The 13,660-nt window shown below is 29.3% G+C and carries 13 protein-coding genes; 12 read left to right on the top strand and 1 reads right to left on the bottom strand.

Annotated elements, in window-relative coordinates:
* Positions 1-232: 232 nt before the first annotated feature.
* From EDC18_RS08995 to EDC18_RS08985, 3 genes are read left to right on the top strand one after another with little or no spacing between them, the layout of a single operon-like run.
* A complete protein-coding gene (locus EDC18_RS08995) occupies positions 233-1,621 on the top strand; it encodes a TrkH family potassium uptake protein (protein WP_279230926.1) in 1,389 nt (462 codons plus the stop codon).
* A gap of 19 nt (positions 1,622-1,640) precedes the next feature.
* Positions 1,641-2,300 (top strand): potassium channel family protein, encoded by a 660-nt coding sequence (locus EDC18_RS08990; protein WP_132252362.1) that lies wholly within the window; start codon positions 1,641-1,643, stop codon positions 2,298-2,300.
* A 13-nt stretch (positions 2,301-2,313) separates the two neighbouring features.
* The gene (locus EDC18_RS08985) at positions 2,314-3,090 is read left to right on the top strand and encodes a TrmH family RNA methyltransferase (RefSeq protein WP_132252361.1); all 777 of its coding nucleotides are present in this window, start codon (positions 2,314-2,316) and stop codon (positions 3,088-3,090) included.
* Positions 3,091-3,133: 43 nt separating this feature from the next.
* Here the strand turns inward: EDC18_RS08985 and EDC18_RS08980 are convergent, their stop codons facing one another.
* Positions 3,134-3,970, bottom strand: coding sequence for a tetratricopeptide repeat protein (locus EDC18_RS08980; protein WP_132252359.1), 837 nt, complete (start codon positions 3,968-3,970; stop codon positions 3,134-3,136).
* Positions 3,971-4,342: 372 nt separating this feature from the next.
* Between EDC18_RS08980 and EDC18_RS08975 the strand changes: the two genes are divergently transcribed.
* The 9 genes from EDC18_RS08975 (at position 4,343) to EDC18_RS08935 (ending at position 13,596) form a co-directional block, all read left to right on the top strand.
* Positions 4,343-4,771 (top strand): NfeD family protein, encoded by a 429-nt coding sequence (locus EDC18_RS08975; protein WP_165878533.1) that lies wholly within the window; start codon positions 4,343-4,345, stop codon positions 4,769-4,771.
* A 53-nt stretch (positions 4,772-4,824) separates the two neighbouring features.
* Positions 4,825-5,745 carry an SPFH domain-containing protein gene (locus tag EDC18_RS08970; protein ID WP_132252356.1) on the top strand — a complete coding sequence of 307 codons (921 nt, stop codon included), beginning with the start codon at positions 4,825-4,827 and terminating at the stop codon, positions 5,743-5,745.
* A 106-nt stretch (positions 5,746-5,851) separates the two neighbouring features.
* Complete coding sequence (locus EDC18_RS08965) at positions 5,852-7,708, top strand: LTA synthase family protein (RefSeq protein ID WP_132252354.1); 1,857 nt, start codon at positions 5,852-5,854, stop codon at positions 7,706-7,708.
* Positions 7,709-7,748: 40 nt separating this feature from the next.
* Positions 7,749-8,882: an MGDG synthase family glycosyltransferase gene (locus EDC18_RS08960; protein WP_132252352.1), complete on the top strand. Its 1,134-nt coding sequence runs from the start codon at positions 7,749-7,751 to the stop codon at positions 8,880-8,882.
* Positions 8,872-9,987, top strand: a complete 1,116-nt coding sequence (locus EDC18_RS08955) for an MGDG synthase family glycosyltransferase (protein WP_132252350.1) — start codon at positions 8,872-8,874, stop codon at positions 9,985-9,987. The genes EDC18_RS08960 and EDC18_RS08955 overlap by 11 nt, the downstream gene beginning before the upstream one ends.
* A gap of 30 nt (positions 9,988-10,017) precedes the next feature.
* Positions 10,018-10,707 (top strand): polysaccharide deacetylase family protein, encoded by a 690-nt coding sequence (locus EDC18_RS08950; RefSeq protein ID WP_165878532.1) that lies wholly within the window; start codon positions 10,018-10,020, stop codon positions 10,705-10,707.
* 20 nt (positions 10,708-10,727) lie between these two features.
* Complete coding sequence (locus EDC18_RS08945) at positions 10,728-11,255, top strand: YkoP family protein (protein ID WP_132252347.1); 528 nt, start codon at positions 10,728-10,730, stop codon at positions 11,253-11,255.
* Between the two features lie 94 nt (positions 11,256-11,349).
* Positions 11,350-12,366, top strand: coding sequence for a lysylphosphatidylglycerol synthase transmembrane domain-containing protein (locus EDC18_RS08940; RefSeq protein ID WP_165878531.1), 1,017 nt, complete (start codon positions 11,350-11,352; stop codon positions 12,364-12,366).
* A 45-nt stretch (positions 12,367-12,411) separates the two neighbouring features.
* Complete coding sequence (locus tag EDC18_RS08935) at positions 12,412-13,596, top strand: patatin-like phospholipase family protein (protein WP_132252343.1); 1,185 nt, start codon at positions 12,412-12,414, stop codon at positions 13,594-13,596.
* The last annotated feature ends 64 nt before the right edge of the window (positions 13,597-13,660 follow it).

The following is a 13,660-nucleotide window of genomic DNA, read 5'->3' as shown; positions in this document are numbered from 1 at the left end:
GCATATATTATGTAAATTGTTAAACAAAATTAAAACTATTTAAATACTAGACCAAATAGATATTCATGTCAAGTTAAAAAGTTTTATAAAATGGGAATAATAGAGGTGATTGATAAAATAGGATTCTATTATTGTAATCTTAGATTAATATGATATAATATATCCCATAACAAAATACTGGAGATATTTTACAGTGTTTTTTAATCTAGGAAATATAAGAGGTGTTCAGGTTTTGATTATAAAAAAGAAAAAACGGTTTACTATAGATCTATCACCAGCCCAAATTTTGGTTTTGGGTTTTCTATTTGTTATTTTTTTGGGTGGATTTTTATTAAATCTTCCTATAGCAAGTAGGGATGGAGATAGTGTTGGCTTTATTAATGCAATATTTACAGCAACATCGGCAGTTTGTGTTACGGGGTTAGTAGTGGTTAATACTCTTGCCCATTGGACATTGTTTGGACAAATTGTTATTTTGGTTTTGATTCAAATAGGTGGACTTGGTTTTATGACTATGACCACGGCAATTTTTATACTTATAGGAAGAAAGATTACTTTAAAAGAGCGATTAATCATTCAAGAGGCTTTAAATGAATACACCCTTTCAGGAATGGTAAGATTAATTAGAAAAATACTATTGGGAACATTTATTATTGAAGGCATGGGTGCAATATTGCTATCAATAAGATTTGTACCAATGTATGGGTTGAGTAGAGGCATCTTTATGTCCATATTTCATTCTGTTTCAGCCTTCTGTAATGCTGGATTTGATATTATTGGAGGGAATAGTTTAACACCATTTGCAGGGGATTTATTGGTTAATGTTATTATCATACTGTTGATTGTGTTAGGTGGCCTTGGATTTACTGTTTGGTGGGATATTATAAGAGTAGGAAAAGAAAAAGTTGCAAAAAACCATTCTTTTAAAAGGTTTTTCCAAAAACTTACGCTCCACACAAAATTAGTATTGGTTATTAGTTCTTTTTTAATTATGTTAGGATTTGTTTTCTTTTTCCTTGTAGAATTTAATAATCCAAATACCTTAGGTCAAATGAGTTTGCCTAATAAGATATTAGCTGCCTTGTTCCAAGGTGTAACACCGAGAACAGCTGGGTTTAATACATTTGATTTAAGTTTAATGAACGATGCTTCAAAATTTATGACCATTATTTTAATGTTCATTGGAGGATCACCAGCAGGTACAGCTGGTGGTGTAAAAACAGTAACAATAGGTGTTATTGTTCTATCAGTCTTATCGGTTATAAAGGGTAAGGAAAGAACAGAAGTATTCAATAGAACAATACCAAGAGATGTTTTACGTAGAGCATTAGCTGTTATTGTTATAAGTTTAGGTGTTGTTATTAGTGTGACCATGTTATTATCTTTATCAGAAACAGGAGATTTTATGGATATATTCTTTGAGTCCACATCTGCCTTTGCCACAGTTGGATTAAGTCTAGGGTTTACATCTACTTTAACTTATTTTGGTAGAATTATTATAGCCATAACCATGTTTATAGGAAGACTAGGTCCTGTAACAATGGCCCTTGCTTTCTCTTTAAGAAGCAATAAAAATAAAGGACAAGTCAAAAAACCAGAAGAAAGAGTAATGGTTGGTTAGAACGAGGGAGGTATTCTAAATGAAAAATAAAAAAGATTTTGTAGTGTTTGGAATGGGAAAATTCGGTAGAAGTATTGCTGAAGCTTTAGTGAATAGTGATTGTGATGTATTGGTAATAGATAAGAATGATGATATTATTCAGGAAGTTTCAGATATTGTGACCCACGCTGTTCAAGCAGATGTAACAGATGTTGATGCTTTAAATGCTTTAGGGATTAGAAATTTTGATGTGGCTATCATAGCTATATCTCAAGATATGCAATCTAGTATAATGGCAACAATTCTTGCTAAAGAGTTAGGAGTGCCTTATGTACTTGCTAAGGCACAAAATGAAATTCATAAAAAGGTATTAGAAAAAATTGGAGCGGATAGAGTTATTTTTCCAGAGCGAGAAATGGGCATAAGAATAGCCAATAGTTTGGTGTCAGAAAACTTTTTGGATTTAATAGAGTTATCTCCTGATTATAGTCTTGTGGAGGTTTCTGTCTTAAGGGAATGGATGGGTAAAAGTTTAAAAGAAATTAATATGCGAGCTAAATATGGCATTAATGTTATGGCAATAAAAAAAGGCAATGACGTGAATATAACCCCAGGACCAGATATTGTTTTAGAAGATGGTGATATCTTAGTGGTTATAGGTTCTAATAGTGACCTAACGAAAATAAGTTTAATTAATTAAAATAGGAGTTTTTATGATTACAAGTGGTAAAAACCAGCAAATTAAAAATTTAATGGCTTTAATAAAAAAGAATAAAGAACGTAACAATCAAAAAGTTTATATAGTAGAAGGGGAGAAGATGGTAGGAGAAATACCCCCTTCTGATCTGGTTAAAGTATATTTTTCTGAGAGTTATTTTAATAAAACAATGAATAAACATCTGGACTATGAGTATGACATAATAAAAGACTCTGTTTTTGATCAAATTGCAGATACCAATACACCTCAAGGTATATTAGCTATTGTAAGACAAAGAGAATATTGTCTTAAGGATCTTTTAGCCAATAGAGAACCTTCGGTGATGGTATTAGAAGACTTACAAGATCCTGGCAATGTTGGAACAATTATTAGAACGGCTGAAGGTGCAGGTTTTACAGGGGTTATTTTATCAAAACAATGTGTTGACCTTTATAATCCTAAAGTAGTCAGAGCCACTATGGGTTCTTTATTGAGAATGCCTCTTTTTATAGCAGATCATCTTGAAGATACTATCAAAGAATTAAAAGATTATGGTGTTAAGATTTATGCAGCCCATTTACAAGGAAGTTGTTATCATTATGAAGTGGATTATAGTCAATCAGGGGTTGCTTTTTTGATTGGAAATGAAAGTAAAGGTTTAACAAATGCAATTACAAATTTATCAGATGGGTTAATTAAAATACCACTACATGGCAATGTAGAATCTTTAAATGCTTCTATAGCAGCAAGTTTATTAATGTATGAAGTAGAGAGACAAAAGAGAAACAAATAAAAACACAAAAACCTCCAATAGGGCGGTTCTTGTGTTTTTACAATTATATCATTCTAAGTTCATTTTCAATTTCTTCTTTTGTTACCGTATTAAGAGCTGTTATATTGCCATCTAATGCATTCTTAAAATGGGTTTTTGCAAGACTATTTTTTTCTTCTTCTTTGTATATTTTTCCTAACCAGTAGTTACTATCAACAGTGTTTGGTTTGATTTTACAAGCTTTTTCAAAGTATTTTTTTGCCTCAGAAAAGTCTTCTTTTCTATAATAAAGTTGTCCCATATTATCAATAGCAGATACATTTTCATCATCTAACCTTAAGGCAATGTCTGTATAGTATTCAGCATTTTTAAAATCTCCTAGTTCAAGGCAAATATACCCTAAAGTAGTGTAATCGTCTGATAGAAGTAAATTAGAAAATTCTTCAGTATCTAAAATACATTGGTAATATTCTAATGCTTTTTCCAAGTCACCTAATTTCCAATAACAAATACCTAAATTAGCAGTAAATATTTTTTTATAGGATGTTCTTAATCTTGGTCTTCTTAAGAGTTCTTCGTACATTTTTTTTGCTTCTTCAATTTGACCTTCTTTTAACATTATTAAACTCATACTCGCTAATACATTAAAGTTTGTTGTATTGTGTTTATATGCTAATTTATAATACTTATTGGCTTTTTCTTCATTTCTATTAACAATATGAGAGAAAATACCAATGGAACCTATTGTATCACCTATAAAGATAATTTTAGTGATTACAAAAAAAGATATATATAGGACTAATAGCGTTTTGATAGGTACATTGTAATAAATAACATATGCCAATACACCAATGTAAAAAAACAAACTGATGATTCTCCAAAGTTTTTTAAGTTTCAACATAATAATATCCCTCCTCAGAATATATTAGCATGAAGGCAGGTGTAATCACAAGTATTATTTGAAAGTGTGATTTTCAAACTTGCTTGCAAGGATTTTAAAATCATGCTTCAACAAAGATTGTGTCTCTACGAAGTAAGATGCATAAGCTGAGTTATAATAATTTTGTTAAAAAAATAACCAAATCTAATGGATAGATTATTAAAAATATGGTAAAGTTAAATTAAGCATATAGTACATTAAGTTATAATTAACCAAAAATTAAAAAAAGATTAAGAATTTAGATATATTAAAGAAACAGTTGAAAAACATGGAACTTTTTTGTAGAATAGTTATATAATGTATCGTATGCATGTGGAGGGAGGATATATTATTATGATTGATATGTTATGGTTAATAATACTTGTGTTATCATTACTTATTGAAGCACTAACATTAGGTTTAGCAACAATATGGTTTGCATTCGGTGCGTTGGCAGCATGGGTTTTATCATTGTTTGGAATCCATATGGCAGTACAGGTTACAGTGTTTTTTGTTATATCCTTTGTAATGTTATATTATACAAGACCTGTGGCAATTAAAGTTCTTAAAATTGGAAAAACAAAAACCAACTATGAGAGCATTATTGGCAAAGAAGGTGTGGTAACTGAGGAAATTAATAATTTAAAAGGTGTTGGTGTTGTTAAGGTAGATGGGAATACCTGGACAGCTAGAGGTAAAACCAATGAAATAATTGAAAGAGACTCAGTTATAAAGGTTGCAGAAGTTATAGGTGTAAAATTAATTGTAGAAAAAATACAATAGTTAAAAGAATACAATGTATAAAATAAAAAAATTATTAGTAGGAGGTTTTTATTATGACAGAAGCCATTATTATAGTTGCTATTATTGCTTTAATTGTTATTGTATCAAGCATTAAGGTTGTTCCACAGGCACATGCATATGTTCTTGAAAGATTAGGTGCGTACCAAGATACATGGAGTGTTGGTATACATATTAAGATACCACTAATAGATAGAATTTCTAGAAGAGTTAATTTAAAAGAGCAAGTGGTAGACTTTCCGCCACAACCTGTTATTACAAAAGATAATGTAACAATGAGAATAGACAATGTTATCTATTTTCAAATTACAGATCCTAAAGCATTTGCCTATGGGGTTGAGAACCCACTAATGGCTATAGAGAATCTTACAGCAACTACTCTTAGAAATATAATAGGGGATCTTGAGTTAGATGAAACATTAACTTCAAGAGATACCATAAATGTAAAAATGAGAAGTATTTTAGATGAAGCTACAGATCCTTGGGGAATCAAAATTAACCGCGTAGAGCTTAAGAATATTATACCGCCTACTGCTATTCAAGATTCCATGGAAAGACAGATGAAAGCAGAAAGAGAAAGAAGAGAGGCTATTCTTCGAGCAGAAGGGGAAAAAAGATCTGCCATTTTAGTAGCTGAAGGTAGAAAAGAGTCTGTGATTCTAGATGCAGAAGCTGAAAAGCAATCGGCAATCTTAAGAGCTGAAGCAAAAAAAGAAGCACAAATTAGAGAAGCAGAAGGGGAAGCAGAAGCAATTCTTAAAGTTCAAACTGCAACAGCAGAAGGTTTAAAACGACTTAAAGAAGCAGCACCTTCTAATGAAGTTATCTCCCTTAAGAGTTTAGAGGCATTTGCTAAAGCAGCAGATGGTAAAGCAACTAAGATTATAATACCTTCTGAAATTCAAGGCTTAGCAGGTTTAGCAAAATCACTTATAGAAGTTTCAAAAGAAGCATAAGTTTTAAAAAATACCTTAAGAATAGTAATTATGAAGTTAGTAAGCATAAAGAAGATTAGGTCAGGTTAAATGCCTGACCTAAAAAATGTAATCATAGAGGTGCAATATGAAGAATATAAAAGATTTAATAGCTGACCATTATTGGTTAATTGTACTTTTTTCATTTAAAATTGTACTATATTATACATTAATAGATTTATCCCCAATAAATGGTTTTGTTGGTGGGATTACACTGATTTATTTAATGTTTATTTTTTATTGTTGTTTTACAAGCAATGCCAAATATAGTGGTTCTATTTTTACTTTAATTTATATAGTTATTACTATGTTGATGTTTGCTAATACAGTGTATTTTAGTTACTTCAATCAACTGACATCTATTAATCAAATATGGCAAATTAATAGTTTGTTTGTAGTGGATGAAAGTGTAAAATTTGCTATGCCACCTATTAGTATTATTTTATTTTTAGACATACCAATAGTAATAAAATATTTTAAGAAGTCTAAACTAAAAAACAATAGTACTCCTATGAAGTATCTAAATGTTAAAAATACAGGGTTGATTACAGTATTTACATTATTGATAGTGGTATTTGCTATTAATCCATTAAAAGCAGATGCAATAAAGAAAGTGAATCATACAGAGTTTTTCACGTATCACGTAAAAGATTTAATTATGAATACTTATGATAGAGTGGTTACGGAAGAAAAACCTATGGAGGATATAGTTGCTGTTATAAGCGAAAATGTTAAATCTATTAAAAAGGATAATTATTATGGGATAGGAAAAAACAGGAATTTGATAATCATTCAATTAGAATCAATTCAAAACTTTGTTATTAATAGAGAGTATAATGAACAAATAATAACGCCTACAATAAATGAATTATTAAATAATGACACTATCTATTTTGATCATTTTTTTCAAAACATTGGAAGAGGTAATACATCTGATGCTGAATTTACTATAAATAACAGTATATATCCTGTGATTCAAGGAGAAGCATACAGATTATATGAAGACAATTACTTCGAGGGATTGCCTTGGTTATTAAAACGTGAAGGGTATAGTACATTTGCATTTCATGGATTTAGAGGTAATTTTTGGAATAGAGATAGAGCGTATCCCTATCAAGGAATAGATACATTTATAAGTCAAGATGAATTAGAAATGACAGATAAGATTTCACTGGGGTTATCGGATAAAGAGTTGTTTAGACAAACGGCTGAATACCTACAGAATATAGATAACCCTTTTTATTCTTTAATTGTAGCTTTGTCTTCACATCATCCATTTGTACTGCCTGAAGGCTTAGCCACATTAGAATTGAAAGAAGAAGATATAGGTACTATTTTTGGGAATTATCTTCAATCAGTAAGATATGTAGATGAAGCAATTGAAGAATTTATTAACGACTTAAAAGAAAAAGATTTATATGATGATTCCATTATAGTTATTTATGGAGATCACCATGGTTTAAATTGTAAGGATGTTCAGATTAATAAACAAATGAGTGAATTCTTAGGTTATGACTATAACTACGATGAAATGTTAAGAGTGCCATTGATTATCCATATACCAGGAATGGACAAAACTAAAACAATTAGTACAGTTGGCGGTCAAGTTGATTTATTTCCTACAGTGGCTAATATAATGGGGTTAGAAATAAAACATCCTTTTATATTCGGTAGGGACTTAGTAAATGCAAAGGAAGGGTTTGTAGCATCAATCACCTATATGTTAGAAGGATCCTTTATCAAAGATAATGTAATATTTGAAATGTCAAGGGATGGCATATTTGAGAATTCTATTGCAAGGGACTTAGATACAAAAGAAATTGTATCACTTGAAGGATTGGAGAAATACTCTAAGAGAGCCATCACTTTGGTAACGGAATCTAAATATGTCTTAGACAACAATATTATTGAGATATACAATCAGCAATATGCAAGCAATGAATAAGTAATACATTATATTAGGATCATAAGTTAGGGGGACTAAAATGAAAAAAGTTTTGATTTTTACAGTTTCTGCAGGGCATGGTCATAATTCAGCTGCGAATTCACTGAAGAAAGAATTAGAAGCTCAAGCCTACGAGGTATTAACAATTGAACCGACTAAAGAAATTAGCAAATCTCTTGATACAATAATATCTGATGGTTATAAAGTGTTGGCAACAAAACTACCCAAAATGTATGGAACCCTTTATAAAATCAGCAATTATCAAGTATTAAACAATAGATTAACCAAATTATGCATTAGAACTTTAGAAGAAAAAATATACAATATAATTTTAGAACACAAACCAAGACTAATTATATGTACCCATCCAATGTTCGTCAATGTTATATCAAATATCAAAGATGAAAAAGGGATTGAAGTACCATTTATTTCTGTTGTAACAGATTATCAAGCCCATAAAAGTTATGTGAATAAAAATGTTGATGCTTATATAGCTGGAAGTATTTATACAAAAGATAGCTTAATAAAAAAGGGTGTAGATGGGAATAGAGTCTATGCCTATGGCATACCTGTAAGAAGAGAGTTTCATACCAAAAAAGAAAAAAATGAGAGTAAATCAGAGTTTACAATTCTACTAATGGGTGGAAGTATGGGTGTAAATGCAATAAAAAAATCATTAAAAAATCTGTTAAAAGTAGATTACCCTTTAAGAATGATAGTAATTTGTGGGAATAATGAGACCCTTAAAAAATCCCTAGAGAATAAATATGGATCAGGATTAGGCAATAAAATTATTGAGATTATAGGATTCACAAGTAATGTGCCTGAATATATGGATATATCAGATGTTATTATTTCAAAACCTGGTGGATTAACAGTCTCTGAATCCTTAATAAAAAATATACCTATGATAATACCTTACTATATCCCTGGTCAAGAAAAAGAAAATACAGATGTTTTGGTTAATGCAGGGGTTGCGAAAAAATCTGAAGTAAAAGAGTTAAGTCAGATCATAACTGAATTAATTGAGAACCCTGTGATGCTTCAAAAAATGAAGCAAAACATATTAGAAATTACAAAAACCCATTCATTAGATAGTACAGTGGATTTAGCAGTAAATTTGATGAATGAGTACGAAGAAATAGCAGAGCGGAGAATTAAATATGGAGGATAAAATAGATGTTTTAATTCTAACAGCTCAATTTGGGAATGGACATCTGTCTGTTTCAAAAGCAATAATGGAAATGATAAAGTCTAATTTTATAGATGTAAATATTAGGGTTCAAGACTTTTATAAAATGACCAAACCCAAAAGTTATAAAAAAATATATAAAAGCTATGAACTATTAGTTAAAAGAGGGAGCTGGCTTTACAACAATTATTATTATTGTAAAGAAATGTTTCCAAAAATAAAAAAATTTGATACAGCTTCTTTCATAATAGAAAAAAGAACTAAAAATGAATTAGATAGGTTAAAACCTAAAGTAATAATATCAACATTCCCTGTTTGTTCTGGATATGTTTCTAACTATAAAGAAAAAAACAATATAAAAATTCCCTTAATAACATTTATAACAGATATTGTGGCAACGAATGAATGGATTTATCCACATACAGATTTATACTGTGTTGCTACAAATAGTATAAAGACAATGTTAATTAAAAAAGGAGTAGAGGAAAGCAAGATCGCTGTTACAGGGATACCAATTAGGGAAAGTTTTTATAAAAAAGATGAAATATGTCAGCTAGAAATAATAAATAATATACCAATCCATAAGAAGGTTGTCACAATTTTAGGTGGAGGTTTTGGTTTGTTACCTAAAAATGAAGACTTCTATTTATGGTTAAATAATTTAGAAAAGGCTCATTTTATTATTAGCACTGGGAAAAATGAAAAATTATACAAGAAATTAGAAAATCTTAGTTTAGACAATATTACTATTGTCGGTTTCACAAATAAGATTGATGAAATCATTAAGGGAAGTGATTTTCTAGTTGGTAAACCAGGGGGAATAACTTTATTTGAATCTATTATCTCTAAGGTGCCATTTGTAATTTTAAAGCCGGATTTAGGTCAAGAAAAAGAAAATTGTAAGTTCATAAGAGAAAATAACATAGGCATAATAGTTAATAATGAACTTGAGTTGAAAAATAAAGTAAAAGAGTTATTAGATGACGAAGGCTATATTGAAAGGTATAAAGAACGTTTAGCCCTAATAAAAAATGAGATTGATATTAACCCATTCTTAGAAAATATTAAGGATATTTTATTTAGTTAAAAATGAGAATATAGAAATTTGGTGATGAAGATGGAATGGTGGGTGTATGGAATACTTTTCTTAGGAATTATTATCATGGGTTACACCGTTGCACCTAATTTTTATGTGAGGAATATATCAAAAAGTATAAAACATAAATTGGATGCCCCAGAAAAGTTGATTGCATTAACTTTTGATGATGGACCTGATGAAAGATACACCAATGAAGTATTAGATATTTTAAAAGAGCATAATGTAAAAGCTACTTTCTTTGTGGTTGCAAGAAAAGTGGAGAAAAATAAAGATATAATACATAGAATGAAAGCTGAAGAACATGAAATTGGACTCCACACCTTAAATCACAAAAGTGCTTGGTTAATGGGGCCTGTGAAAACATTAAAAGAAATAAAAGAGGCAAAAATAATATTAGAAAATGAAGGCATTGAATTAAAATACTATAGACCTCCGTGGGGGACCTTTAACTTATTTACACTTATTAGTGCTTCAAAAAATAAGTTAAAAACTATTTTATGGTCTGTTAATGCCTATGATTGGAGAAAAAACAATAGTCCTGATAAAATAAGTAAGACATTACTTGATAGAATAGAAAAGCAATCCATAATAGTACTCCATGATAGTGGCGGTGCAAAATTAGCCCCTTATAACACCATAGGCGCTTTAAAAAGGGTTATTCCTATTTTATTAGAAAAGGGTTATAAATTTGTTTCAGTTGATAAGTAAAAGATAAAGGGCTGATATATATGAGAAAATTCCTTAGAAAGGTTTTCGTGATTCTAGATAATATAGTAAGAAAGCTAGGAAAATGGGAGCTAATTCCCAATACTAGATTAGAATACTTTTATTTAAGCAAACATAGATATAAAGGAAAAGATAAAATTTTAGAAGATGGTTCAATTATAAAAAAGGGTGACGAAGTAATAGAAATGCATGTTAATAATTCAAAAATGGAAGAATTAGGAAGTCGTCTTAAAGAGATATTTAAAGCATTGGATGAAGAATTAAGATTACTCGCTATAGCACTAGAGGAAAATGAAAAATATAAAAATGTAAAAGGTTTATGGGCTAGGACAGTTCTATACCCAATTACGGAAAAAAGAGGTTTTGAAACTCAAGAAATTAAAGGGACATATATGTTTGGATTTTTAAAGATATGGGACAATTTAATTAAATATGCCTTTGAACAAAAAGAAGGAAAAATAAAACTAAGAGATCCAAAAGAAATTTGGATTTCAAAGACAGGTCTAATAAAAATTAACTTGAAAAATTAGAGGATGATTCATATGGAAGAGTGTGACATAAGGGAGAAAATAATCTTTCCAATCCAAAGTGCCTTAAATAGAATGAAAGGCATGGTAAATGAACATGAATAAAAAAATAATAAATTTAATGATATTAATACTTTTTACTATGATTACAGGATATATCATTATAACAAGTAAAGAATTAGCAGAAATTCCTGAACTTCTTAGAAGAACAGATAGATTTTGTTTAAGTATAGCAATACTATTAATGACTGCTTATGTTATTTTTAATGCTTTAATTATACAAACCATTGGGAAAAATATTAGTACACAATTTACATTTAGAAAATCATTATTTCTTGCATTTGTAGGACAGTATTATAGTTTAATAACCCCTTTTGCAAGTGGAGGTCAACCAGCACAAGTCTATTTAATGAAAAGTAAATATGGCGTATCCTATACAAAAGGAACAACATTAACCATAAAAAAATTTATTGTGTTTCAGGTGATAATATCTTTATATGCCCTTACAATGTTTGCAATGAAATACAATCTAATATTTATGAAAAAAAGAGAAATCATTATATTTATAATGATAGGTTTATTTATTAATATACTTGGATGTATTCTTATTATTACATTATCTTTTAATGATAAAGTAATAAAAAAAATAGTAGACATTATTATAGGTTTTCTACAAAAATTTAGGTTTTTTAAAAAATACAATAAAGAAAAAGTCTATAGATGTATTGATGATTATGTTGAAAACATTGGGGATTTTAAGAATAATAAATGGATGATGATAAAAGTATTTTTACTAACATTCCTTCAAATAACCTGCTATTTTTCAATTACTTATTTTATATATCTATCATTAGGATTTAATGAAGCAACTATTACGGATATATTGGCCATACAAACTGTTTTGTATGTTGTTGTAAGTTTTATTCCAACACCGGGGGGAATAGGTGCTTCAGAAAGTGGTTTTTATGTGTTGTTTAGTATATTTTTTTCTAGAGATGTACTATTATATGCAATGATTTTATGGAGAATTATTGTGTACTATGGTGTGCTATTAATAAGTGGTGTTGTCGTGTTTTTAGACTCTATTTCTTTTAAAACAAAAATAAAAAATTGATAGGAAAGCTTAATAAATTCCTTTAAATAATTGAGGGAGGACTATATGGATTTGAAAATCGATCCTAGTCAGGAGTACGGGTTAGCATTAGAAGGAGGAGGCGCTAGAGGGGCTTATCAGATAGGTGTGTGGAAAGCACTTAGAGAGTTTAATATTAATATAAAGGGTGTTGTAGGAACATCTGTAGGCGCTCTGAATGGGGCTCTTATTTGTATGGATCATTTTAATGAAGCTGTTCATATATGGGAAAATATATCATTTTCTCAAGTAATGGATGTTAGAGATGATATAATAGAAAATATAAAAAAATTTGATTTTAAAACAATCGACTTCTCTGAAGTTTTTAAAGATTTAAAAAAAATAATGATCAATAAAGGTCTAGATATTACACCTTTAAGGACCCTAATATCAGAAATATTAGATGAAGAAAAAATACGTGGGTGTAAAAAGGAATTTGGATTGGTGACAGTTTGCTTATCAGAGCTTAAACCAATAGAAGTCTTTTTAAAAGATATTCCTAATGGTGAGTTAATAGATTACTTGATTGCTAGCGCTTATCTGCCTATTTTTAAAAAGGAAAAAATTAACGGCAAGCGATATCTTGATGGAGGATTTCATAACAAAGTACCTATCAATATGTTAATAGAAAATGAATATAAAAACATTATTGTTATTAGGATATTTGGAGTTGGAGTAGAAAAGAGAGTTAAAATAGGTAGTGACATTAATCTTGTAGAGATTAGTCCGAGAGAAGATATAGGAAGTATTTTAGACTTTCAAGACACAAAATGTAAGTACAATATGACATTAGGTTATTACGATGCCCTTAGGACATTTAAAGGATTAGAAGGAGATAAGTATTACATTAATGTATTAAATAGTGAAAGTTATTATATTGAAAGAATATGTAACTTATCCGAGGAATTGAAAAATAAATTATTAAAGATATTTAACTCTAAAAAATCCAATTGTCGAGGGTTATTTGAAGATGTGATTCCAAATATAGCAAAGAGAATTGTAAAAGTAGAGAATTGGAATTATAAAGATTTTTTTGTTTACTTATTAGAGTTTATTGCATCAAAGTTTAAGATTGAAAGGTTTAATGAGTATACAGATCAAGAACTCATTCTTATACTTAAAGAAAAAATAGAAGAGTACGAGTTGAAAATAGAGAATGGGAATGATAATAGCCTAAGAATTTTATTGTTGGAAGTTATAAAAGAAATATAAAAAAATGTGGATTGATATGATGCCACATTTTTTTTATTGATAATTAATCAAAGAGGGTAAAAAT

This window comes from Natranaerovirga pectinivora (assembly GCF_004342165.1).
Taxonomy (GTDB): Bacteria; Bacillota; Clostridia; order Lachnospirales; family DSM-24629; genus Natranaerovirga; species Natranaerovirga pectinivora.
This window is presented reverse-complemented; position numbering and strand designations above follow the sequence as displayed.

What these genes read in the sequence shown, in the direction of transcription:
- EDC18_RS08935 (WP_132252343.1), top strand. Translation starts at nt 12,412, where the DNA reads ATGGATTTGAAAATCGATCCTAGTCAGGAGTACGGGTTAGCATTAGAA.
- EDC18_RS08975 (WP_165878533.1), top strand. Translation starts at nt 4,343, where the DNA reads ATGATTGATATGTTATGGTTAATAATACTTGTGTTATCATTACTTATT.
- EDC18_RS08950 (WP_165878532.1), top strand. Translation starts at nt 10,018, where the DNA reads ATGGAATGGTGGGTGTATGGAATACTTTTCTTAGGAATTATTATCATG.
- EDC18_RS08970 (WP_132252356.1), top strand. Translation starts at nt 4,825, where the DNA reads ATGACAGAAGCCATTATTATAGTTGCTATTATTGCTTTAATTGTTATT.
- EDC18_RS08955 (WP_132252350.1), top strand. Translation starts at nt 8,872, where the DNA reads ATGGAGGATAAAATAGATGTTTTAATTCTAACAGCTCAATTTGGGAAT.
- EDC18_RS08990 (WP_132252362.1), top strand. Translation starts at nt 1,641, where the DNA reads ATGAAAAATAAAAAAGATTTTGTAGTGTTTGGAATGGGAAAATTCGGT.
- EDC18_RS08960 (WP_132252352.1), top strand. Translation starts at nt 7,749, where the DNA reads ATGAAAAAAGTTTTGATTTTTACAGTTTCTGCAGGGCATGGTCATAAT.
- EDC18_RS08985 (WP_132252361.1), top strand. Translation starts at nt 2,314, where the DNA reads ATGATTACAAGTGGTAAAAACCAGCAAATTAAAAATTTAATGGCTTTA.
- EDC18_RS08940 (WP_165878531.1), top strand. Translation starts at nt 11,350, where the DNA reads ATGAATAAAAAAATAATAAATTTAATGATATTAATACTTTTTACTATG.
- EDC18_RS08980 (WP_132252359.1), bottom strand. Translation starts at nt 3,970, where the DNA reads ATGTTGAAACTTAAAAAACTTTGGAGAATCATCAGTTTGTTTTTTTAC.
- EDC18_RS08945 (WP_132252347.1), top strand. Translation starts at nt 10,728, where the DNA reads ATGAGAAAATTCCTTAGAAAGGTTTTCGTGATTCTAGATAATATAGTA.
- EDC18_RS08965 (WP_132252354.1), top strand. Translation starts at nt 5,852, where the DNA reads ATGAAGAATATAAAAGATTTAATAGCTGACCATTATTGGTTAATTGTA.